Source organism: Lentzea albidocapillata (assembly GCF_000719115.1).
Classification (GTDB): domain Bacteria; phylum Actinomycetota; class Actinomycetes; order Mycobacteriales; family Pseudonocardiaceae; genus Lentzea; species Lentzea albidocapillata.
On record NZ_JOEA01000037.1, the window covers coordinates 27,632 to 49,653 of the forward strand.

Annotated in this window: 16 protein-coding genes and 1 tRNA gene; 11 read left to right on the forward strand and 6 right to left on the reverse strand. The window is 69.4% G+C overall.

Features of this window, described 5'->3' with window-relative positions; translation table 11 throughout:
* Positions 1–5 precede the first annotated feature (5 nt).
* From IG04_RS0140625 to IG04_RS0140635, 3 genes are read left to right on the forward strand one after another with little or no spacing between them, the layout of a single operon-like run.
* Positions 6–899, forward strand: a complete 894-nt coding sequence (locus IG04_RS0140625; protein WP_051771917.1) for a DMT family transporter — start codon at positions 6–8, stop codon at positions 897–899.
* Positions 900–909: 10 nt separating this feature from the next.
* Positions 910–1,281: a tetratricopeptide repeat protein gene (locus IG04_RS0140630; RefSeq protein ID WP_030482080.1), complete on the forward strand. Its 372-nt coding sequence runs from the start codon at positions 910–912 to the stop codon at positions 1,279–1,281.
* Between the two features lie 49 nt (positions 1,282–1,330).
* The gene (locus tag IG04_RS0140635; protein ID WP_030482081.1) at positions 1,331–2,149 is read left to right on the forward strand and encodes a lysozyme family protein; all 819 of its coding nucleotides are present in this window, start codon (positions 1,331–1,333) and stop codon (positions 2,147–2,149) included.
* A gap of 800 nt (positions 2,150–2,949) precedes the next feature.
* Here IG04_RS0140635 and IG04_RS0140640 read toward each other — a convergent pair.
* From IG04_RS0140640 to mfd, 4 genes are read right to left on the reverse strand one after another with little or no spacing between them, the layout of a single operon-like run.
* Positions 2,950–6,120: a S41 family peptidase gene (locus IG04_RS0140640; RefSeq protein ID WP_030482082.1), complete on the reverse strand. Its 3,171-nt coding sequence runs from the start codon at positions 6,118–6,120 to the stop codon at positions 2,950–2,952.
* A 29-nt stretch (positions 6,121–6,149) separates the two neighbouring features.
* Complete coding sequence (locus tag IG04_RS0140645; RefSeq protein ID WP_030482083.1) at positions 6,150–7,070, reverse strand: nucleoside triphosphate pyrophosphohydrolase; 921 nt, start codon at positions 7,068–7,070, stop codon at positions 6,150–6,152.
* The gene (locus tag IG04_RS0140650; RefSeq protein ID WP_051771912.1) at positions 7,067–8,008 is read right to left on the reverse strand and encodes a hypothetical protein; all 942 of its coding nucleotides are present in this window, start codon (positions 8,006–8,008) and stop codon (positions 7,067–7,069) included. Before IG04_RS0140650 ends, IG04_RS0140645 begins: the two co-directional genes overlap by 4 nt.
* Before the next feature lie 14 nt (positions 8,009–8,022).
* Positions 8,023–11,577 (reverse strand): transcription-repair coupling factor, encoded by a 3,555-nt coding sequence (mfd, locus tag IG04_RS0140655; RefSeq protein ID WP_030482085.1) that lies wholly within the window; start codon positions 11,575–11,577, stop codon positions 8,023–8,025.
* A 199-nt stretch (positions 11,578–11,776) separates the two neighbouring features.
* Here mfd and IG04_RS0140660 point away from each other — a divergent pair, with 199 nt between their 5' ends.
* Both IG04_RS0140660 and IG04_RS0140665 read left to right on the forward strand, forming a co-directional pair.
* Entirely contained in the window at positions 11,777–12,265 is a 489-nt protein-coding gene (locus IG04_RS0140660) for a DUF4291 domain-containing protein (protein WP_245816707.1), read from the forward strand.
* Between the two features lie 7 nt (positions 12,266–12,272).
* Complete coding sequence (locus IG04_RS0140665; RefSeq protein WP_030482087.1) at positions 12,273–13,382, forward strand: PQQ-dependent sugar dehydrogenase; 1,110 nt, start codon at positions 12,273–12,275, stop codon at positions 13,380–13,382.
* A gap of 28 nt (positions 13,383–13,410) precedes the next feature.
* On the opposite strand, the gene IG04_RS0140670 is transcribed toward IG04_RS0140665, so the two are convergent.
* The gene (locus IG04_RS0140670) at positions 13,411–14,010 is read right to left on the reverse strand and encodes a TetR/AcrR family transcriptional regulator (RefSeq protein WP_030482088.1); all 600 of its coding nucleotides are present in this window, start codon (positions 14,008–14,010) and stop codon (positions 13,411–13,413) included.
* Between the two features lie 33 nt (positions 14,011–14,043).
* Positions 14,044–14,985, reverse strand: a complete 942-nt coding sequence (locus IG04_RS0140675; protein WP_030482089.1) for an acyl-CoA desaturase — start codon at positions 14,983–14,985, stop codon at positions 14,044–14,046.
* A gap of 172 nt (positions 14,986–15,157) precedes the next feature.
* Here IG04_RS0140675 and IG04_RS0140680 point away from each other — a divergent pair, with 172 nt between their 5' ends.
* The 6 genes from IG04_RS0140680 to IG04_RS0140705 all read left to right on the forward strand — a co-directional run bounded on the left by IG04_RS0140680 (position 15,158) and on the right by IG04_RS0140705 (position 21,984).
* Positions 15,158–16,297 (forward strand): alpha/beta hydrolase family protein, encoded by a 1,140-nt coding sequence (locus IG04_RS0140680; protein ID WP_030482090.1) that lies wholly within the window; start codon positions 15,158–15,160, stop codon positions 16,295–16,297.
* An 88-nt stretch (positions 16,298–16,385) separates the two neighbouring features.
* Positions 16,386–16,456, forward strand: a tRNA-Gln gene (locus tag IG04_RS0140685).
* A gap of 14 nt (positions 16,457–16,470) precedes the next feature.
* Positions 16,471–18,168 (forward strand): GGDEF domain-containing protein, encoded by a 1,698-nt coding sequence (locus IG04_RS0140690; RefSeq protein WP_245816706.1) that lies wholly within the window; start codon positions 16,471–16,473, stop codon positions 18,166–18,168.
* Positions 18,169–18,214: 46 nt separating this feature from the next.
* On the forward strand, positions 18,215–19,687 hold the full coding sequence (gene glmU / locus IG04_RS0140695; RefSeq protein ID WP_030482092.1) for a bifunctional UDP-N-acetylglucosamine diphosphorylase/glucosamine-1-phosphate N-acetyltransferase GlmU: 1,473 nt from the start codon (positions 18,215–18,217) through the stop codon (positions 19,685–19,687).
* 14 nt (positions 19,688–19,701) lie between these two features.
* Positions 19,702–20,673 (forward strand): ribose-phosphate diphosphokinase, encoded by a 972-nt coding sequence (locus IG04_RS0140700; protein ID WP_030482093.1) that lies wholly within the window; start codon positions 19,702–19,704, stop codon positions 20,671–20,673.
* A 711-nt stretch (positions 20,674–21,384) separates the two neighbouring features.
* Entirely contained in the window at positions 21,385–21,984 is a 600-nt protein-coding gene (locus IG04_RS0140705) for a 50S ribosomal protein L25/general stress protein Ctc (RefSeq protein ID WP_030482094.1), read from the forward strand.
* Positions 21,985–22,022 lie beyond the last annotated feature (38 nt).

Consider the following 22,022-nt stretch of genomic DNA (forward strand, 5'->3'; position numbering starts at 1 on the left):
AGCCCGTGCGGATCAAACCCGGCTTCGCGGCGGTGACGGTGCTGGTCTGGGCGTCCGGCTACCCGGTCGGCGCCCTCGCCGTGGCCGTGGCGCCGCCGTTCCTGATGACCACCATCCGATTCGCCATCGCCGCCGCGCTGATGGCGGTCGTGGCCCTGGTGACCAGCGCGAGCTGGCCGCGCGGACGGCAGCTCGTGCACACCTGCGTCGCCGGGTTGCTGGTGCAGGCATGCCAGTTCTCCGGCGTGTACCTCGGGTTGCGGATGGGCGTGCCGGCGTCCGTGACCGCGTTGGTCATCTCGTGCACGCCGGTGCTCACGGCGGTGGTGGCCGCCTGGGTGTTCCGTGTCCGAATTGGACTCAGGCAGGTGGCCGGCCTGCTGCTCGGCGTCGCGGCGGTGCTGGCGGCGTTGTGGGACCGGCTCGGGTCGTTCGGGACCGGCGCGGTGTTCACCTTGCTCGGCATGCTCGGGTTCGTCGCGGGCGGCGTGTACCAGCAGAGGTTCTGCCGCGACACGGACTTCCGCACCGGCAATGCCGTTCAGCACGCCGTGTCGGTGCCGGTGGTGGGGTTGCTGGCGCTGACCGAGAGCGCCGGCGTGACCGACTGGCGGCAACTCTGGCTGACGCTGGTGTTCCTCGTGCTCGTCAACTCGATGGGCGGGGCGTCGCTGTTCCTCGTCGGCGTCCGCACGGGCGGTGCGGCGGCGATGACCACGCTGTCCTCTGTGGTCCCGTCCGTCACGGCGTTGATCGCGTGGCCACTGCTCGGGCAGGTGCCGACGGGCGGGGTCGTGGCCGGTCTGGTGCTCGGGTTCGGCGCGTGCTGGCTCGGCACGGCCACTCAATCGAGTTCTGTCGCCCGGACGGCAGTCGAAGAACCGGCAGGCGGTAGGTAGCGTTGATCGAATGACGGACGGCACCTTCGAAGCGTTTCGGAAGGCCGAGGCGTTGATGGCACAGCGCAGGCCGCTCGACGCGCTGCGCGAACTGCGGCAGGTGCTGGACGAGGCCGGCGAGGCGCCGTCCGTGCAGTTGCTCGCAGGCCGGGCCTATCTCGGGTCCGCGCAGCTCAACCGGGCCGAAGAGGCGTTCCGGAAGGTGCTCGACCTCGATCCGAGCGATCACTACGCGCGGTTCGCGCTCGGCAGGACGCTGCAACGGCAGAACCGTCTCACCGAGGCGCTCGCGCAGCTCCGGATGGCCGTGGCGATGAACCCGTCACCGGAGTACCAGGAAGCGCTCGGCGAGGTCAAAGCCCGGCTGGCCCTGGGGAACTGATCACGCTGCACCCCGTCGCCACTGGCGCGGAGCACGTAGCCTGGGTCCCGTGGTCCCGCCGCCCGCAGTCCAGGAACCCGCCCGCCGCAACCGCTCCGGCAACATCTTCGGCCGCATCGTCCTGGTGCTGCTGCTGATAGTCGTGGTCGCCGCAGGTGCCTGGGGCCTGGGCGCTCTGAACCGCAGGGACGCGGCTCCCTTGAGCCCACCCCCGTTCCCCGTCCCGATCCAGCTGGTCGAACCGGGCGCAGCCGCCCCGGGCAGCGCCGCCTCCCCGGGCACCACGGCAACCGCCGACCCGCTGGCCGAATGGGCGACGCGAGTGTCCTCGAAGACCGACATCCCAGCCCGGGCCCTGCACGCCTACGCGCAGGCAGACCTGGCGATGCAACGAGAGGCCCCGGCCTGCCGCATCAGCTGGGCGACCCTGGCCGGCATCGGCAGGATCGAGTCGCACCACGGCAACATCAACGGCGCCCGCCTGCAGGAGAACGGCCTACCGTCCCGCCCGATCATCGGCATCCCCCTGGACGGCGGCCCAGGCGTCAAAGCAATCAAGGACACCGACGGCGGCCGCCTGGACGGCGACATCACCTGGGACCGCGCGGTGGGCCCGATGCAGTTCATCCCAGGCACCTGGAACCGCTGGGCGAAACGAGCGGCAGGCGACGGCCTCCCAGCCGACCCGCAGAACATCGACGACGCCGCCCTGACAGCAGCCCGCTACCTCTGCGGAGGCGGCGCACGAGACCTGGGCACCGGCCAGGGCTGGTGGGCGGCAGTGCTCGCGTACAACAACTCCGTGGAGTACGGCCAAAACGTGTTCAGCGGAGCTGACGCCTACGCACGGGCAAGCATCCCGCAGTAACGCGCCAAACACGCTGAGGCAGGGGCCCTTCGCTCAGATCCCTGCCAAAGACGCGGAGAACGACACCTCAACCGAAACGTCGGCCTCGTCAGAAGGGGGCAACGACCGCTCGACAGGAGGCTCGGTCCGATCGCACGGAGGCTCAACCGGCGAGGTGACCGGCGGGGTGACAACAGGCGACACCGGATCCTCCGCCCGAGGCGTAGACGAAGGCGGAGCCTCGACCGGCGGCACAGAACCAGGCGCCTCAGCAGGAGGAGCAGGCTCCACACTGGACACAACCACAGAACTGGTGACCACCGGCGAAGCCGATGTCGGAACCGGCTCTTCCTCCCCAGACTCAACGGGCTCGCCAGGCTCATTCCGCCCGACACCAACAGGTTTCGCCGAACTAACCCGAACAGTCTCGGTGATAGTGGACCCAACCACCCGAGTCTGCGTAGCAGTACGAGCAGCCCGAACCTCCCGAGCCGCCCCCTCCACCACCACGGTCTCGGTAACGGTGGCCAACGAAACCCCAGCCTCAAAGGGCTCGGTCCACCACTGGGAAGTAGGCCGGGAGGGCGGAGGCGCAGCCAACGGCGCCTCCGAAGGCGACCCCGTCAGCGCGATCAACACGAACATGCCGCCCAGCGCCAGGAACGGCACGACGACCACGGCCCCGAAGCATCCACGGCCACTGCGCGGCTCTTCACGGTGACTCATCTCCAGCACACCCCCGAACTGTGAGAACTGTTCCATCTGGTTGATCGTCCACATGGAACAGTCCGTCACAGTTCTTTAGTCACACGATGGGGTGTTCATGCCAGCGGCGGCAACTCCGGAGCGTGAGCGGCAGGCGAGGACGACAGGGTTTCCAGGGCCAGCGAGACGGCCTTCTCCAGCTGCGGGTCGCGTCCGGACACCCGGTCGGCAGGCGTCATGACCACCTCGATGTCGGGGTCGACGCCGTAGTTCTCCACCGCCCACCCGTGTCCCTTGAAGTAGGACGCGTACCTCGGTTGGGTGACCAGCGTGCCGTCGACCAGCGTGTACATCATGTCGATGCCGATGACGCCGCCCCAGGTGCGCATCCCGACCACGGGTCCGATCCCGAGTTCCTTGATGGCCACGTTGACGATGTCGCCGTCGGAACCGGCGTACTCGTCGGCCACCGCCACGACAGGTCCGCGTGGCGCGTCCTGCGGGTAGGACTCGGACGCCGTGTACCCGCGGGCGACCGACCAGCCGATGACCTTGCGGCCGAGCTTCTCGATCACCAGCTGCGAGGTGTGCCCGCCGCCGTTCTCGCGGACGTCCAGCACCAGGGCCTCGCGAGTCAGCTCGACGCGCAGGTCGCGGTGCAGCTGCGCCCAGCCGGCGCCCATCATGTCCGGAACGTGCAGGTAGCCCACGCGGCCACCGGACTGCGCGTGCGTGAACGCACGGCGGTCGGCGACCCAGTCGTGGTACCGCAGAGGCTCCTCATCGGCCAGTGGCACCACCACGACCCGACGCAGTTCGCCACCACCACCGGGCCGCACGGTCAGCTCGACGGGCTTGCCGGCAGTTCCGACCAGCAACGGGCCCGGGCCGGCCAAACCGACCGGACGACCGTCGACGGCCACAAGCGCATCCCCCGCGCGCACGGCCACACCAGGCGCGCACAACGGCGAACGGGCGTGCGGGTCGGACGTCTCGCCCGGAATCACGCGCTCGACGATCCAGTCCGAACCGGAGCGGACCAGGTCGGCGCCCAGCAGCCCCTGACGACGGGACGCGGGCACGTTCGGCGCCGAACTCCAGACGTAGGCGTGTGAGGTGCCCAGCTCGCCCTGCACCTCCCACAGCAGGTCGACCAGGTCGTCGTGGCTGCCCACCTCGGCCACCAGCGGCCGGTAGCGGTCGAGTTCGCCCTGCCAGTCGACGCCGCCCATGTCGGTGCGCCAGAAGTTGTCGCGCATGAGACGCCCGTTCTCGGCGTACATCTGCGCCCACTCCAGCGCGGGGTCGACGACGACCCGCACGCGGGAGAGGTCGATCTCCACGTAGTCGGCCGAGTCCTCGTCGGCCTTGCTGTCGGTCGGCACGACCCGCAGGTCGCCGCGGTCCTCGACGAGCATCCGCTTGCCGTCGCCGGACACCGCAAACGCTTCCGCGCTGTCCGCCAGGCACTCGGTCTTCCGCTTGCCGAAGTCGTAGCGCTCCAGAGCGGTGCGCGGCGGGCGCGCGTCCGGCGAGGCCAGGTTGTCGCCCAGCACCCCGAGCAACGGCCGCCGCAGCCACAGCAGACCGCCACGAGCCGCCTTCAGGGACACGTAGTCGGCGGCCGCGACGGGCACCGGCACGACGCGGTCGGCGAGGCCTTCGAGGTCGACCTTCGTCACCGGGGCCTTGTCGTCGTCGTCCTCGGAGTCCTTGTCCTCGTCACCGACCGGGCGCCCGCCGTGCATCGGGGCGAACGGCGACGGCGTGGTGGCGGCCAGCGGCACGAGGTGCGGACGGCAACCGGTCGGGAACGACAGGTCGAACACGTGCGCGTCGTAGATCGGGTCGAACGTCCGGATGGACAGGAACGCCAGGTACTTGCCGTCCTCGGTGAAGGTCGGCGCGAAGTCGGCGAACCGCAGCGGCGTCACGTCCACAACGGACAGATCCGCCGCGTTCGCCATCTTGATGTGCCGCAACGGAGTCGGGCCGGGATGCGACCAAGCCAGCCAGGCGGAATCGGGCGAGAAAGCGAGATGTGTGACGTGTGCGTTCGCCCCGCGGACGACCTCGCGCACCTCACCGGAAGTGATGTCCACCAACAACAACCGGCCGTCGTGCGTGGCAACGGCGACCCGCGAACCGTCCGGTGCGGCAGCCAAGGACATGACTCGACCGAGAGCGCCGGAAGCGATGCGACGAGCGGTGTTGCCCGGCTCGACGCCGCCGACGGGCGCGATCTCCAGCGCCTCCTCGCCCTCGACGTCGGTCACCCACACCACGTGACCGGTCTCGCCGAGCACCTTCGGCAGCCGCGCCCGGACGTCGGAACGGTCGGCCAGCACCCGGACCGGGCCGTCTCGATGCGTCACCCAGTGCACGGAGCCGCGGACCTCGACGGCCGACGCGCGGCCGGTGTGGTCGACGCTGAACGACTCGACGTTGCCGGAAGCCTTGACGTGACGGGGTTGCAGGCCGGTGCGCGGGCCGCCGAGCTTGATGTCGAGCTTGCGCAGGTCCTCCAGGCCGTCGAGCAGCCACAGTTCCCCGGCCTGGTGGAAGATCACCCGTGAGCCGTCGGTGGAGGCGTTGCGCGCGTAGAACTCGCCCTCCGAGTGGCGGCGCAGGCCGGTGCCGTCCGGCAGCACCGAGTACAGGCTGCCGACGCCCTCGTGGTCGGAGAGGAACACGATCCGCCCGTCGACCCACATCGGGTTCGACAGTGGCGACTTCAGCTCGGACAGGATCCGGGTGAAGTCACCGGAGCCGTCGGCGTCGACCCACAGCTTGCCCGCCGTGCCGCCGCGGTACCGCTTCCACCACGCCGGTTCCTGCATGTAGCTGGACGACGTGACGACCTGACCGTCCGGGCCGAAGGAGACGTCGTTGACCCACCCGTACGGCAGCACCTCGGCCGGCCTGCCGTCCAGCGCGACGGCATGCGCCTGCTTGCGATGCCTCGACATCTGGCCTGTGGTCGACACGGCGAGCACTCGCCCGTCCGGCGTCCACCCGGACACGGCCGTCCGGGCCACGCCCCAGTGCGTCAACCGGCGTGCCGGGCCACCGTCCACAGGCGCCACGCGCACTTCCGGAGCGCCGTCGATCACGCTGGCCCACGCGAGATGCGTGCCGTCAGGCGAAAAACGGGGTGTCCGGGCCGGGACCTGATCAGCGGACGCGCGCCAGGCCCTTCCTCCGTCGACGGGCGCGAGCCACACGTCGTCCTCGGCCACGAAGGTCACCAAGTCACCGCGCAGGTGCGGATACCGCAGGTAAGTCACGAGATCGACGTTAGCCCACGCTCACCGTTTCAGGAGGGCAAAAAACGCCGCCAGTCCTCAGCCGCAAGAGAATCAAGACCTTCGGCCCGCGCCTTGGCCTCCGCCTCGCGCACGTTCGCGGCGAAACGGCGGCAGACCTGGCGCAGTTCCGTCTCCGGGTCCTCGCCCGCGAGCTTGGCCAGCGCGGTCAGGGCGAACAACGTCGTGCCCGTGTCGTCGCCCTCCGGCAGCAGGTCGACGGGGAAGCCCGCGCGTTTGGTCCGCTGCACCAGCTTCGCGGCCAGCGCGACGGCCGGCTGACCCAGCGCGACACCGTCCACACTGGACTCGCGTTGCTTCTCGGCCTGCTTGAGCTCCTCCCAGCGGTGCTGCTGCGAGGTGGCGTCGTGCACGGCCGGATCGTTGCCCTCGAAGACGTGCGGGTGCCGGCCGACGAGCTTCGCGACCAGTTCGGACGCGACGGCGTCGATGTCGAACGGGTCCTCGGCTGCCTCGGCCGCGACCCGCGCGTGGAACAGCACCTGCAGGAGCACGTCGCCGAGCTCCTCGCGCATCGCCGCGCGGTCGCCGTCCTCGATCGCCTCCAGCAGCTCGAAGGTCTCCTCCACGAGGTACTGACGCAACGAGTCGTGCGTTTGCTCGGCGTCCCACGGACATCCGCCCGGCGAGCGCAGCCGGTGCATGACAGCGGCCGCGTCGAGCAGCCCCGCACCCAGCGGCTCCGGCGTCGTGATCACGTGAGCGTCCGGGTAGGCGTCAGCCGAGGTCGCGATCACCACCGCGCCGGCCTCGACGACGGCGGGCGCGGGCCCGTCGACGCCCAGCGCGGACCAGAACTCCAGGGGCACGCCCTCGCCCGCGTAGACGGCCTCGGCCGTGCGCAACGCAGGCAGGGCGGCGGCGGGCAGCACGGCGCCGAGCCGCTCGCTCAGGACGACGACGGTGATCAAGACTTGTTCTTGGCCTCGGTCACGCCGACGAAACCGGCCCTCTCACCGGCGTTGCCGACGACCTGCGCGTTGGTCGGGTCCCACACGCCGTAACGGGGGTTGACCTCGATCTTCAGGTCCGCGGTCAGGAACTGCGCGATCCGCAGGCCGAACGCCGCGAGCAGCTGCGGGTCGATGCGCTCGATCAGGTCCTCCTCGCCCGGCGTGGGCGAGACCTTGTTGCGCTCCTTGACCAGCGCGACCATCCAGCTGGACTGCTGCTCGTCGGCCGGGAAGGCGACGACGGTGCCGGGCTTCACGCCCCACAGCATCGTGTGGACCAGCGACGGGTTCTCGGTGACGCGGACCCGCTGGTTCGTCGCGGACGCCTGCTGGCCGCCGGTGGTGCGCGGGGCCTCCTGCACGAACCTCGACATCTTCGAGGGGTCGGCCGTGACCTCCGCCGCCTTCTCCTTGGCTTCCTTGGGGTCCTGGACCTGGAAGAAGTCGATCACGATCTCGAGCGTGGAGAGGTTGCGGCGGGCGAGCTCACCCATCACCAGCACGTCGCGCTGACGGCGGTGGATCGTGGTCTCGTCCTGCTCGCTCTGCTTGGCGGCGGCCTCGGCGCCACCCTTCTCCTTGATCGCGTCGTACACCTTGTTCTCGTCGACCGTGATGTTCTCGCGCTGCGCCGCGGTGGCCGCGAGCCGGTGGCTGATCTCGTCGGCCAGCACCAGCTTCGAGACCTGGTCGAGCTTGCCCTGGTCCTGCATCTGCTGGGCCGCGGGCTCCTTTTTGAGCACCTTCACGGTGCGGTCCTGGACGGTCTGCAGGCCGATCGCCTGGTCACCGACGATCGCGGCCGAACTGGCCTTCGCGGGCCCGGTCGCGCATCCGGTGGCGAAGAGCGCCACAGCCACACCGACCAGCGAGAAACGCTTCAGAACAGTGCTCACGAGGATCTACCCTCTCACGCCTTGGTGACTCCGGTCACGGGAGTCCCCGCGAGTGAGTCGAGGAACGCACCGCACCAGTTCAACAGCTCCTGATCGCGCAGCTGAGGTGCACCCATCCGGCCGCCGGCCGCTCCCTCCGTCGGCCTAGGCAGGGTGACCGTGCCCATGGCCTGCTTGTAGACGGCCTTCGGGAACAGGCGCCGCAACCGGACCAGCTGCGAGTCGAGCAGGTCGAGCTTCGCGAACCGCAGGTTCTGGCCCATCGCGATCACCTCGGTGACCCCGTGACGGCGGCAGGCGTGCCGCAGGCGGGCCACGCCGAGCAGGCGTTCGACGGGCTCCGGCGGCGTGCCGTAGCGGTCCTTGAGCTCGTCCCAGACGGACGTCAGCGCGGCCTCGTCGGAGGCGGCCGCGATCTTGCGGTACGCCTCCAGCCGCAGCCGCTCGCCCGGCACGTACTCGTGCGGGATGTGCGCGTCGACCGGGAGGTCCACGCGGACCTCGGCAAGATCCTCCTCGACCTCGCCGCCGTCCGCGCCGGCGTGCTTGCGGAACGCCTCGACGGCCTCGCCGACCAGCCGGATGTACAGGTCGAAGCCGACGCCCGCGATGTGTCCGGACTGCTCGGCGCCGAGGATGTTGCCGGCGCCGCGGATCTCCAGGTCCTTCATCGCGACGGCCATGCCGGCGCCGAGCTCGGTGTTCTGCGCGATCGTCGCGAGCCGGTCGTGGGCGTGCTCGGTGAGCGGGGTCTCCGGCGGGTACAGGAAGTACGAGTACCCGCGCTCGCGACCACGGCCGACGCGGCCACGCAGCTGGTGCAGCTGGGCCAGGCCGAGCAGGTCGCCGCGCTCGACGATCAGCGTGTTCGCGTTGGAGATGTCCAGGCCCGTCTCGACGATCGTGGTGCAGACCAGCACGTCGTACTCACGTTCCCAGAACCCCTGGATGAGGTGTTCGAGCTTGTCCTCGTTCATCTGGCCGTGCCCGGTGACGACCCGGGCCTCCGGCACCAGCTCGCGGATGCGCTTCGCGGCCTTCTCGATCGTCGAAACCCTGTTGTGCACGTAGAAGACCTGGCCGTCACGCATCAGCTCGCGGCGGATCGCCGCGCCGACCTGCTTGTCGTCGTACGCGCCGACGTAGGTGAGGATCGGGTGCCGTTCCTCGGGCGGGGTCAGGATCGTGGACATCTCGCGGATGCCGGCGAGCGACATCTCCAGCGTGCGCGGGATCGGCGTCGCGGACATCGTCAGCACGTCGACGTGCGTGCGCAGGGCCTTGATGTGTTCCTTGTGCTCCACACCGAACCGCTGCTCCTCGTCGACGATCACGAGGCCCAGATCCTTGTACCGCACGTTCTTCTGCAGCAACCGGTGCGTGCCGATCACGATGTCGACCTCGCCGTCCGCCATCCCCGCGATGGTCTGCGCGGACTCCTGCGGGTCGGTGAAACGGCTCAGTCCCCTGACGTTCACCGGGAACTGGCGCATGCGCTCGGCGAACGTGTTGAGGTGCTGCTGGGCGAGCAGCGTCGTCGGCACCAGCACGACGACCTGCTTGCCGTCCTGCACCGCCTTGAACGCCGCGCGGACCGCGATCTCCGTCTTGCCGTAGCCGACGTCACCGCAGATGACGCGGTCCATCGGCACGGAACGTTCCATGTCGGCCTTGACCTCGTCGATCGCGGCCATCTGGTCCTGCGTCTCGGTGAACGCGAACGCGTCCTCCAGCTCGCGCTGCCAGGGCGTGTCGCTCGCGAAGGCGTGGCCGGGGGCGCTCTGCCGGGCCGCGTAGAGCTGCACCAGCTCGGCCGCGATCTGCTTGACCGCCTTGCGCGCCTTGGACTTCGTGTTCTTCCAGTCGCTGCCGCCGAGCTTGTTCAACGTCGGCAGCTCACCGCCGACGTACCGGCTGACCTCGTCGAGCTGGTCGGTCGGCACGAACAGCCGGTCGCCGGGCTGGCCGCGCTTGCCGCTCGCGTACTCGAGGACCAGGTACTCGCGGGTGGCTCCGGCGACCGTCCGCTGGACCATCTCCACGTACTTGCCGATGCCGTGCTGCTCGTGCACCACGTAGTCGCCGGCCCTGAGCGCGAGCGGGTCGACCGCGTTGCGCCGCTTGGACGGCATCTTGCGCATGTCCTTCGTGGACGTGCCACCGCGACCACCCGTCAGGTCGGTCTCGGTGAGCACCACCAGCGCGAGGTCCGGCAGCACGAACCCGTCTTCGAGCGAGCCGCGCACGACCGTGACGGTGCCCGCTTTCGGTGCCCCGTCGAGGGATTCGACGCAGACGGCCGGGACTTCGGCTTCCTTCAGCCGTTCGACGGCACGCTGCGCGGTACCGGCGCCGGGCACGACCAGCACGGCCGCACCACCCGTCGCCGTGTGCGCCTTCAGGTCCGCGAACGCCCGTTCGACGTCGCCCTGGTAGGCCTCGACCGGCTTGACGTCGAGGTGCACGACGTCCTTGGCGTCGGTGGTGAGCTGGCTGAGCGTCCACCAGGGACGGTCGTTCGCCTTGGCGTGCTCGGAGATCTCGCCGATGCCCTGGTACCCGCTGCGGCCGAGGTCGATCGGCGCCTTGCCACCCGAGGCGGCCGCCATCCAGGACGCCTCGAGGAACTCCTGCCCGGTGCGCACCAGGTCGGCCGCGCGGGCCCGGATCTTCTCCGGGTCGTTGAGCAGGACGTGCGTGCCCTTCTCGACCACGTCCGTGAGCAGCTGCAACTCGCCGGGGCACAACGCCGGGATGAGCGCCTCCATGCCCTCGACCGCGATGCCGCCGGAGATCTTCTCCAGCATCTCCGCGAGGTGCGCGTCGGACCGGTGCTCCTCGGCCAGCTCCGCCGCGCGGTGCCGGACGTCGTCGGTCAGCAGCAGCTCACGGCACGGCGGCGCGACGAAGCCGGTGACCTCCTCGGGCAGCGACCGCTGGTCCTGCACCGAGAACGGCCGGATCTCGCTGACCTCGTCGCCCCAGAACTCGACGCGGTACGGGTGCTCGGCCGTCGGCGGGAAGATGTCGAGGATGCCACCGCGCGTCGCGTACTCGCCGCGCTTCTCGACCATGTCGACGCGGCTGTAGGCGTTCTCGGCCAGCCTGGTGAGCAGCTCGGCGAAGTCCTGCTCCTCGCCGACCTTCAGGTGCACCGGCTCGAGGTCGCCCAGACCCGGCGCCATCGGCTGGATGAGGCTGCGGACCGTCGTGACGAGGACCCTGATCGGGTTGCCCTCGGGGTGCTTGAGGCGGCGCAGCGTCTGCAGGCGCGCGCCGACCGTGTCCGCACGCGGGCTCAGGCGCTCGTGCGGCAGCGTCTCCCAGCTCGGGAAGAACGCCACCTTGTCCGGGCCGATCAGGTCCTTGAGGACGTTCGTCAGCTCTTCGGCTTCTCTGCCCGTGGCGGTCACGGCCAGCACCGGCCTGACCGTGGACAGCGCGGCGGCGACGAGCGGGCGGGCAGCCAGCGGACCGTCCAGCTCCAGCTCGGGGACACCGGCCGATTCGATCAACGTGCGGAGGGCTTTGTCGGGCAGGACACCATCGAGCAGGCCGAGCAGCGGCATGTGAGAAACCCCGGTCGAGTGCGGAATGGGCGCACGAATAGCGAACGCCGGACAGACCCCTGCCTGGGACAAGGGGTCTCACCACCCACCTTAGCTCGTTCCGCGACCCCTTATCGGGTGGCTTGAGCACGCCACCAGCGGCCACCCTGTGCGCGTGTCAACGAGAGAGATCAGGGCTGACTATGACGATCAGTCCATCGTGGTCTACCAGGCCTATTCGCCCGCGATCGCCGACCCCGCCGTGGCCGCGCAGCGGTTCGTGCCGCCTTTCAAGCTGGAACGGATGACGTGGATCAAGCCGTCGTTCCTCTGGATGATGTACCGCTGCGGCTATGCCCGGAAGGAAGGCCAGGAGCGGGTGCTGGCCGTCCGCATCACCCGTACGGGGTTCGATTGGGCCGTCTCCAACGCGGTCGAAAGCAGCATCAAGGGCAAGCCGCCGGTGCGCGTGCAGTGGGACCCGGAGCGCGGCCTGAACCACGAAGCCTTGGAGCACCGGTCCATCCAGATCGGGCTGACGCGCGAGGCCGTGGACATGTACGTCAACGAGTGGACGGTCGGCATCACCGACGTGACGGCCCTCGCGCGCGAGATCCACGAGAAGGTGCGTGCGCGTGATCTGGACGGAGCGCGCGCGTTGCTGCCCGTGGAGCGGCCTTACGGAACCTCCACGGCAAAAACCGCATAGTTGGGACATGCGCGCACTCGTTGCTGCTGGGTTGGTGCTGGTCGTCGCGGCGTGCTCGTCGCCGGAACCGGGCGGCAACGCGCCGTCGAAGGCGCCGGCGCCGCAGGGCCTGAAGGTCGAGGAGGTCGCGGGCGGTTTCCAGCACGGCTGGGACATCGGGTTCCTGCCCGGCGGCTCGCTGCTGGTCACCGAACGCCCCGGCGGCGTCAAGCTGGTCAAGGACGGCCAGGTCACGCCCGTCGACATCGACCTGGACGACCTGCAGGCGCGTGGTGAGGGCGGCCTGATGGGGCTCGTGATCCATCCGGACAACCAGCGCTTCACCGTTTGCTTCAACACGTCGCGGGACGTGCGGCTGGTGACGTTCCGGCTCGACGGCACGAAGGCGACCAGGACCAAGGACCTGCTCACCGGCATGCCGTCGAACTCCAGCGGGCGGCACTCCGGCTGCCGGCCGACGCTCGCGCCGGACGGCTCGATGTTCGTCGCGACCGGGGACATCGCGCAGGGCCGCAACCCGCAGGACCGCACGAGCCTCGGCGGCAAGGTGCTGCGGATCGACGCCGAGACGGGCGAGGGCGCGGCCGGCAACCCGTTCATCACCTCGGCGAACGCCAACGAGCGCCGCGTCTACTCCTACGGCCACCGCAACGTGCAGGGCGTCGTGTTCCGGCCGGACAGCGACCAGATCTTCTCCAGCGAGCACGGCCCGAGCATCGACGACGAGGTCAACCTGGTGCAGAAGGGCGCCAACTACGGCTGGGACCCGTCCCAGGGCGGCACGAAGAGCGGGTACGACGAGAGCGTGCCGATGACCGATCTGGAACGGTTCCCGGACGCGGTGCCGGCGGTGTGGTCGTCCGGGTCGACCACCGAGGCGATCTGCCAGGCGGCGTTCTGGAACGGCAAGCTCGCGATCACCGCGCTGAAGGGCTCGAAGCTGCTGCTCTTCACGCTCGACGCCGCCGGCAAGGTGCAGAACGTGAGCATCCCCGAGGAGCTGAACGACAAGTACGGCCGCCTGCGCGCCGCCCGCACCGCGCCGGACGGGTCGCTCTACCTCACGTCGTCGAACGGGACGAACGACAAGCTGCTCAGGCTCACCGGAACCGGCTGAGGCCGGCCAGGCTCCACTGGAAACCAGCTCACGAACGGCTGCGCAGCTTCGGCTTGTGCTCCATCGCCGAGAGGCCGTTCCACGCCAGGTTCACCAGGTGCGCCGCGACCTCGTCCTTCTTGGGCTTGCGGGCCTCCAGCCACCACTGCCCGGTCAGCGCGACCATCCCGACCAGCGCCTGCGCGTAGAGCGCGGCGAGCTTGCGGTCGTAGCCCTGCCTGGCGAAGTGCAGCCCGAGGATGTGCTCGACCTGCGACGCGATGTCGTTCAGCAGGGAGGAGAACGTGCCGGAGGACGACGCGACGGGCGAGTCGCGCACCAGGATGCGGAACCCGTCGGCCGAGCCCTCGATGTAGTCGAGCAACGCGCAGGCGGCCTGTTCGAGCAGCTCACGCGGGTGCGAGCCGCCGTCCAGCGCGTCGACGATCTGGTCCATCAGGCGCTGCATCTCGCGGTCCACGACGACGGCGTAGATGCCTTCCTTGCCGCCGAAGTGCTCGTAGACGACGGGCTTCGACACGCTGGCGCGGGCTGCGATCTCCTCGACGGAGGTCGCGTCGAAGCCCTTCTCGGCGAACAGGGCCCGGGAGACGTCCAGGAGCTGCTCTCGGCGTTCCTTGCCCGTCATCCTGACCCTGACCATCGAGTCAGCCTACAAAGGTCACTTCTTCGCGGTGATCCTGGCCAGGCGCTGTTCACTCGGCCAGCGGACGTGCGTCGCCCAGCCGAGCTTCTCGAACATCCAGATCACGCGGGCCGAGATGTCGATCTGGCCGCGCCGCACGCCGTGGCGCGCGGAGGTCGGGTCGGCGTGGTGCAGGTTGTGCCACGACTCGCCGAAGCTCAGGATCGCGAGCGCCCAGACGTTGGCCGAGCGGTCGCGGGCGGCGAACGGGCGGTCGCCCACCATGTGGCAGACCGAGTTCACCGACCACGTCAGGTGGTGCAGGAACGCGACGCGGACCAGACCGGCCCAGAAGAACGCCGTCACGCCGCCCCAGACGGACCACGTGACGAGGCCGCCGAGAACGCCCGGCGCGGCCAGCGAGATCGCCGTCCACAGCACGAAGTGCTTGTCGACCCACACGATGTCCTTGTCGGCCAGCAGGTCCGGCGCGAAGCGCTTGTGGTTGGTCTTGTTGCGCTCGAACAGCCAGCCCATGTGCGCGTGCCAGAAGCCCTTGGCCAGCGCCGCGGGTCCGGTGCCGAACAGCCACGGCGAGTGCGGGTCGCCCTCGCGGTCGGAGAAGGCGTGGTGGCGGCGGTGGTCGGCCACCCAGTCGATGACGGGGCCCTGCAACGCCATCGAGCCGGCGATCGCGAGCGCGATCTTCAGCGGGCGCTTGGCCTTGAACGAGCCGTGCGTGAAGTAGCGGTGGTAGCCGGTCGTCACGCCGAGGCCGGAGAGGTAGTAGAAGGCGACGAAGAGCGCCACGTCGACCCAGCCGAGGCCCCAGCCCCAGGCGAAGGGAACGGCGGCCAGCAGCGCGAGGAGCGGAACGACGACGAACACGTACACGCCGAGCTGTTCGGCGTGGTTGCGCCGCTTTCCGAGCAGGGGTTTGGGGCCTTGGTCGGTGGCCCGGTCCATGGTCGAAGTCATCCGGAAACCTCTGGGGGGTGAGGGGTTGACGTACCTACGCGACCGTAACTTACGCAAGCGTAAGTTAGGGCCCCCTGCTTTGCCACACCCCGCGTGGAAACTCATGGGCAGTTCTCAGGAACAGCACGTTGTGTCGCCTGGAATCGAGACCTCGACCCGGCATCATCGAACGATGGCCAGACGCAAGATCATCCGGATCACCGTGACCTCGTTGCTCGTCGTGCTCGTGCTGGTCACAGCGGCTCTGGGCGGCGTCGGCTGGTACTACAGCGGCGAGCTGCTCGAACCGGAGGAGGTGCCGCGGCGCTACCCCGAGACGTCGCTGGGCGTGGACGACAAGAACGTCGTCCTCGCCGAATCGAAGCTCACGCTGCAACGCGGCACGTTCGGCATCGTCTGGCCAGGCGGCACCGCGAAGGTCGGCGACATCGCGTCGACCAGGGACGGCCGCGTGGAGCGCCCTCTGCTGGAGGGCACCGCACCGCCAGAGGGCACGAAGGTGCGCATGGAGACCGGCGTCTACGAGGGCAACCCGAAGACGTCGCTCGGCCTGGTCTTCAGCGACGTCGCGGTGCCGGGCGAGCTCGGCGACATGCCCGCGTGGTTCGTCCCGGCGTCGAAACCGGACACGTGGGTCATCACCGTGCACGGGCGTGGCGCGTCGCGTGAAGAGGCACTGCGGGTGGTTCCGCAGTTGCACGGCGCGGGGTTGCCCGTCCTGCTGATCACCTACCGCAACGACCCTGGCGTCCCGAAGTCGCCGGACGGCCTCTACCACCTCGGCGACACCGAGTGGCATGACGTCGAGGCCGCGATCAGGTACGCGCAGGGCCAGGGCGCGAAGAAGGTCGTGCTCTACGGCTGGTCGATGGGCGGCGCGATCGTCGGCCAGACGCTCGCCCGGTCCGGCCTCGCGGCGGCCGTGAGCGGCGTCGTGCTCGACTCCCCCGTCACGAACTGGACGCAGACGCTGAACCTGCAGGCGGAGAACCGGGGCGTGCCGACGTGGCTCACGCCGGTGGCCGAGGTCGTGTCCGGCTGGCGCGCGGACATCGACTTCGACCGGTTCGACCTGGTCCGCAACCCGCCCGCGCTCAAGCCGCCGACGCTGCTCATCCACGGCTCGGCGGACGGCACGGTGCCCGCCCAGTCGTCGCGCGACCTCGCGACCGCGGCGAACGGGCTCGGGTGGCCGCTGCAGTACGTGGAGATCCCGGGCGCCGACCACACGTCGGGGTGGAATGTGGCGACGGACACGTATCGCACCGCCCTGGGTGACTTCCTGACCAGGTCAATCGGCGCGAAGCCGTGATCTTGAACTGAGCCGAGTGAGTGGTGGTTGGACAAGAAGAGGACCACTCGTGACAACATGTGCCCTGAGCGGACGTGAGTTCGCTCATTCCGCCATGGTGTAAAGGCAGCACCTCTGATTTTGGTTCAGATGGTCCAGGTTCGAATCCTGGTGGCGGAGCTGGGCACGAGTCAGTGTGGTCTTTGGGAGGTGCGAAGCTGCCCGAGGAAACGGTCGACGAGCAGGGCAACGTGGGCCACCGCCATCACGAGATGTCCGACGCGTGGCTGGTGGGTCGCGCGAGCGAACTCGTCGCCGTGGCCCAGAGCAGCCACCTCGCCGCGCAACTGGACGCGGCTTCCGAGATCGACCGCATCCTCGCCGAGGCGCAGGGCCGCGGTGAGCCCCGCATCGTCGCGCAGCTGCTCAGAGCCGCGGCCGTGGTCAGGCTGGTCACGCCGGGCCTCGTCGACATGTCCGATCCGCAGCTCGACGAGATGCTCAGCCACTGCCGCCGCCACGGCCTGATCGTGCTGGAGGCGGACGCTAGGGCGTTGCGCGGCCGCCGGTTCCTGCTGGGCAACGCCGAGGACAAGGCGCTGACCGAGATCGCGTCGGCCCTGGCGATGATGCTCGACGAGGAACCCGAGGTCGACCCGGTCTTCGACAAGCGGATCTGGGACCAGCTGCTCGCCACGACGCTGCAGGACATCGCCCTGGTGCTGACCCAGCTCGGCGTCTACGAGATGGCGGACGACGTGCTGGCGGGCGCGAACAACGCGTTGCGCGAGAGCGGTCAGCCGCACCAGATCTACGTCCACCTGGTCAACCGCGCCCGGCTGCGGATCGGCTGGGGCCTGCGGCTCGAACGGGTGAACCTGCACGACGCCGCGCACGAGCAGTTCAAGGTCGCCTCCGGGCTCGCCGAGGCCGCCGAGGTGCCGTTCCGGCAGTCGCTGCACCCCGGCCGGCGCGACCTCGACGCCGCCGAGCAGGTGCCGATCCTCGGTGCCGCCCACGCGCTGACGAACCCCAGGGAAGGCCACCTCGACCGGCTGTGGTCGTTGCGTGGCCTGTCGATGTACGCGCGGGAGCTGATCATCGTCGCGATCGCGCTGGCCCGGTGCCTGGTCGAGGCGAACCGGCTGGACGACGCGCTCAAGGTCCTCGACGACACACGCACACAGATGGAGCACGACACGTCGGAACCGTCGCTGGTGCTGTCGCTGGAGCGCGAGTACGCACACATGTGCGGTCCACACACGACGTCGGCGTTGCAGGCCTACAACGCGGCCCTGGAGCTGGAGCTGTGGCAGATGCGGGAGTCCCGCGTGGCCACGCTGCAGACGCGCCGTGAGCACGAACGGCTGACGCGTGCGCACGGCCAGATCGCGCAGCAGGCTTTGCAGGACCCGTTGACCGGGCTGCCGAACCGCCGCGCGCTCGACGACAAGATAGGCGAGCTCATCGCCGGTCAGGTCGACCCGTTCTCCATCGCGCTGGTGGACCTCGACGGGTTCAAGGGCGTGAACGACCGGCATTCACATGCCGACGGTGATGATGTTCTCCGGGTGATTGCCAGCACACTCCGGCAGGCCCTGCGGGGTGACGACATGGTGGCCCGCTACGGGGGCGACGAGTTCGTCGTACTGCTGCCGGGCGCCCCTCTGCACGCCGCCGAAGCAGCACTCGGCCGGGCCGTGGATGCCGTGGCGGGCTTGCCAATCGACCTCTCCCGGGGAGTGACGCTGTCGGTCGGTGTCATCTCGCTGCGCCCCCGCGAATCCGCCAACCAGGCCCTGTCAAGGGCGGACTCGGCGATGTACGTGGCGAAGCGCCAAGGTGGCTGCCAGGTTGCGGCCGTGGCCGGGGAGCCCTCCGCGGAGGCTTAGGCTGGTCGCGGACTTCGAAACACCCAGCCTGTTAGGGAGAGCATTGATGCTCGAGGGCCCTGTCAGCACGGTCGTGCTCGCCGCCGGGGAAGGCACCCGCATGCGGTCGTCCACGCCCAAGGTGCTGCACCGGATCGCCGGCCGCTCACTCGTCGAACACGCGGTGCGCGCGGCGGCCGGCACAGACCCCGACCACCTGGCCGTCGTCGTCGGTCACGGCCGTGAAGCCGTCACCGAGCATCTGGAGACCCTCGCCGGGAGGCTGGGCCGCAAGGTCACCGTCGCGGTGCAGGCCGAGCAGAAGGGCACCGGGCACGCCGTCTCGTGCGGCCTGGCCGAGCTGCCGCACGACCTGGCCGGCACGGTGATCGTCAGCTACGGCGACGTTCCGCTGCTCGACACCCAGACGTTCACCGCGCTCCTCGCCGAGCACCGGTCAGCCGGCAACGCGGTCACCGTCCTGACGGCCGTGGTGGAGAACCCCACCGGGTACGGCCGGATCGTCCGCGACGCCGACGGCACCGTGCAGCGGATCGTGGAGCAGAAGGACGCCGACCACGGCGAGCAGCTGATCAACGAGATCAACTCCGGCGTCTACGCGTTCGATGCGGCCGTGCTGCGCGACGGGCTCTCGCGGTTGTCCACCGACAACGCGCAGGGCGAGCTCTACCTGACCGACGTCCTGGGCATCGCCCGCGGCGACGGCAAGCGCGTGGGCGCGCTGATCGCGTCCGACCGCTGGCTGGTCGAGGGCATCAACGACCGCGTGCAGCTCTCGGCCGTCGGCGCCGAGATGAACCGCCGCATCGTCGAGGGCCTGATGCGTGGCGGCGTGACCGTCGTGGACCCCGCCTCGGTGTGGGTGGACGCGGACGTGACCGTCGGCCAGGACGCCCTGATCGAGCCGAACGTGCAGCTCCGCGCGGGCACCGTGATCGGCGCCCGCGCCGTGGTCGGCCCGGACACGACGCTGTCCGGCGTGAAGGTCGGCGAGGGCGCCTCGGTGATCAGGACCCACGGCAGCGACTCGGTGATCGGCGACGGCGCGTCCGTCGGCCCGTTCGCCTACCTCCGCCCCGGCACCTCCCTGGGCGTGAAGGGCAAGATCGGCACGTTCGTCGAGACGAAGAACTCGCAGATCGGCGACGGCTCGAAGGTCCCCCACCTGTCCTACATCGGCGACGCCACGATCGGCGATCACAGCAACATCGGTGCAGCATCGGTGACCGTCAACTACGACGGCGTGAACAAGCACCGCACGATCGTCGGATCCCACTGCCGCACCGGCTCGGACAACATGTTCGTAGCGCCGGTGACCGTGGGCGACGGCGCGTACACCGGCGCGGGCACCGTCCTGCGCCGCAACGTCCCACCGGGCGCGCTGGCCGTGTCCGGAGGCCCGCAGCGCAACCTCGAAGGCTGGGTCCTCAGCCGTCGTGAAGGCACGGCAGCCGCTCAGGCGGCGGCCGAGGCCCTGGCGAAGCAGAATGCCGACGAGAACACAAAGGAGGGTCGCTGACCGTGAACCCGCAGATGCCCGGCACACCGAAGAAGAACCTGATGCTCTTCGGCGGGCGTGCCTACCCGGAGTTGACGGAAGAGGTCTCGAAGCACCTCAACGTCACGGTGACCCCTCAGTCGGCGTACGACTTCGCGAACGGCGAGATCTTCGTCCGCTTCGAGGAGTCCGTCCGAGGCTGTGACGCCTTCGTCATCCAGTCGCACACCGCGCCCATCAACCAGTGGCTGATGGAACAGCTGATCATGGTCGACGCCCTGAAGCGGGCCTCCGCCAAGCGCATCACCGTGATCATGCCGTTCTACCCGTACAGCCGTCAGGACAAGAAGCACCGCGGCCGCGAGCCCATCTCCGCCCGCCTGGTAGCCGACCTGTTCAAGACCGCAGGCGCCGACCGACTCGTCTCAGTCGACCTGCACACCGCCCAGATCCAGGGCTTCTTCGACGGCCCGGTAGACCACCTGTGGGCCATGCCGCTCCTCGCGGACCACATCCGCGGCAAGTACGCGGGCCACGAAATCACCGTCGTCTCCCCGGACTCGGGCCGCACCAAGCTGGCCGAGAAGTGGGCGGACACCCTCGGCGGCACCCCCATCGCGTTCATCCACAAGACCCGAGACCCCCTCCGCCCGAACGAGGTCGTCTCCAACCGCGTGGTCGGCAAGGTAGAGGGCCGCCTCTGCATCGTGATCGACGACATGGTCGACACCGGCGGCACCATCGCAGGCGCGGTGAAGCAACTCCTCAACGAGGGCGCCTCCGACGTAGTCATCGCCGCCACACACGGCATCCTCTCCGGCCCGGCCACGCAACGCCTGCAGGACTCGGGCGCCCGCGAGGTCGTCTTCACCGACACACTCCCGATCCCAGCGGAGAAGCGCTTCCCGAACATGACCGTCCTGTCCATCGCGCCGCTGCTGGCACGCGTGATCCAGGAAGTGTTCGAGGACGGCTCCGTAACCTCACTGTTCGACGGCAACGCCTGACCCAGCGGCTTCACGCGAAGCCGAAGGCGAGCCGTCCTTACCGCGCGGTATAGGCGGTGGGGTCCCATCACGAGTCGCGCCATAGCTCTTGCTGCATGAGAGAAGGGGTGTCAAGCGGACACGCTTTTCGTCCGCTTGACACCCCTTCTCTCATGTGGCCCGCTCTTGGCTCGGCTCGTGATGGGACCCCACCGCCAACGCACTCTCTAAGCAACGCGCAGCCGCCCAAAGCAACAGGCGTGCCATCAACCCACCCGTGGCGTGGACCCCCTGATCAGATTGCCGGGGGTCTGGGGGCAGAGCCCCCAGGAGAAGCACGCAAGGCGACCAGGCCGCCCGCAAGGTGACCACCCGCCCGGTCGCCGCCCGCAAAGGTGACCACCCGGCCACCGCCCACCCGGCCACCGCCCACCCGGTCGCGGCACGCAAGCCGACCACCCGTCAGGCCACGGATCACCAGCCTCCACCCAAGCCCCAACCCACAAGCCACCCCCCGATTAACACCCACCCCACCCACTCACCTACACTGGTCGGGTTGCCTCGGCGAGGGCGAGCTTTCCAGCTCAACGTGATCGACGCGGTGGCTCGATGCCGCGCGTGTTGAAGTCATCCGTGTGCTGCTCGCCACCGCTGGCCACCCCCCTAGCTGATCCGCTGATACTTGTGCACCGCCCCGACGTACAAGGCCAGACTTGTAAGGAGTACCCCACCGTGTCCGAGGTCCGTCTCGCCGCTGAGCAGCGCACTGAATTCGGCAAGGGCGCCGCCCGCCGTACCCGTCGCGCCGGCAAGATCCCCGCGGTGCTCTACGGCCACGGTTCCGACCCGAAGCACCTGGCCCTGCCGGCGCTCGAGTTCGCCCGTGTCGTCCGTGAGCACGGCCAGAACGCTGTCCTCACTCTCGCCCTTGACGGCGAGGCTGAGCTGGCGCTCACCAAGACCGTCACCACGCACCCGATCAAGAACTACATCGAGCACGTCGACCTGCTGCTCGTGAAGCGCGGCGAAAAGGTCACCGTCGAGGTGCCGCTGGTCATCTCGGGCGAGCCCGCTTCGGGCACGCTGCTGACGCAGGACCTCAGCACGATCCAGATCGAGTCCGACGCCATGAACATCCCGGACCAGATCGAGCTGTCGATCGCCGGTGTCACCGCGGGCACGCAGATCCACGCCAGCGACCTGACCCTGCCGACCGGTGCCGTGCTGATCACCGACGCCGACGCGCTCGTCGTCGCCGTGAACGAGGCGCCGTCCGCGGCGCAGCTCGAGGGTGACGAGGCCACTACGGCCGAGGCCACCGAGGAAAGCTGAGCCCCATCACGTCGGGCCGAAACGACGGCGCGTCACCT

Excerpts from the sequence above, each read along its gene's own strand:
- IG04_RS0140630 (WP_030482080.1), top strand. The coding sequence starts at position 910 with ATGACGGACGGCACCTTCGAAGCGTTTCGGAAGGCCGAGGCGTTGATG.
- mfd (WP_030482085.1), bottom strand. The coding sequence starts at position 11,577 with ATGCCGCTGCTCGGCCTGCTCGATGGTGTCCTGCCCGACAAAGCCCTC.
- IG04_RS0140665 (WP_030482087.1), top strand. The coding sequence starts at position 12,273 with ATGCGCGCACTCGTTGCTGCTGGGTTGGTGCTGGTCGTCGCGGCGTGC.
- IG04_RS0140670 (WP_030482088.1), bottom strand. The coding sequence starts at position 14,010 with ATGACGGGCAAGGAACGCCGAGAGCAGCTCCTGGACGTCTCCCGGGCC.
- IG04_RS0140675 (WP_030482089.1), bottom strand. The coding sequence starts at position 14,985 with ATGACTTCGACCATGGACCGGGCCACCGACCAAGGCCCCAAACCCCTG.
- IG04_RS0140680 (WP_030482090.1), top strand. The coding sequence starts at position 15,158 with ATGGCCAGACGCAAGATCATCCGGATCACCGTGACCTCGTTGCTCGTC.
- glmU (WP_030482092.1), top strand. The coding sequence starts at position 18,215 with ATGCTCGAGGGCCCTGTCAGCACGGTCGTGCTCGCCGCCGGGGAAGGC.
- IG04_RS0140700 (WP_030482093.1), top strand. The coding sequence starts at position 19,702 with ATGCCCGGCACACCGAAGAAGAACCTGATGCTCTTCGGCGGGCGTGCC.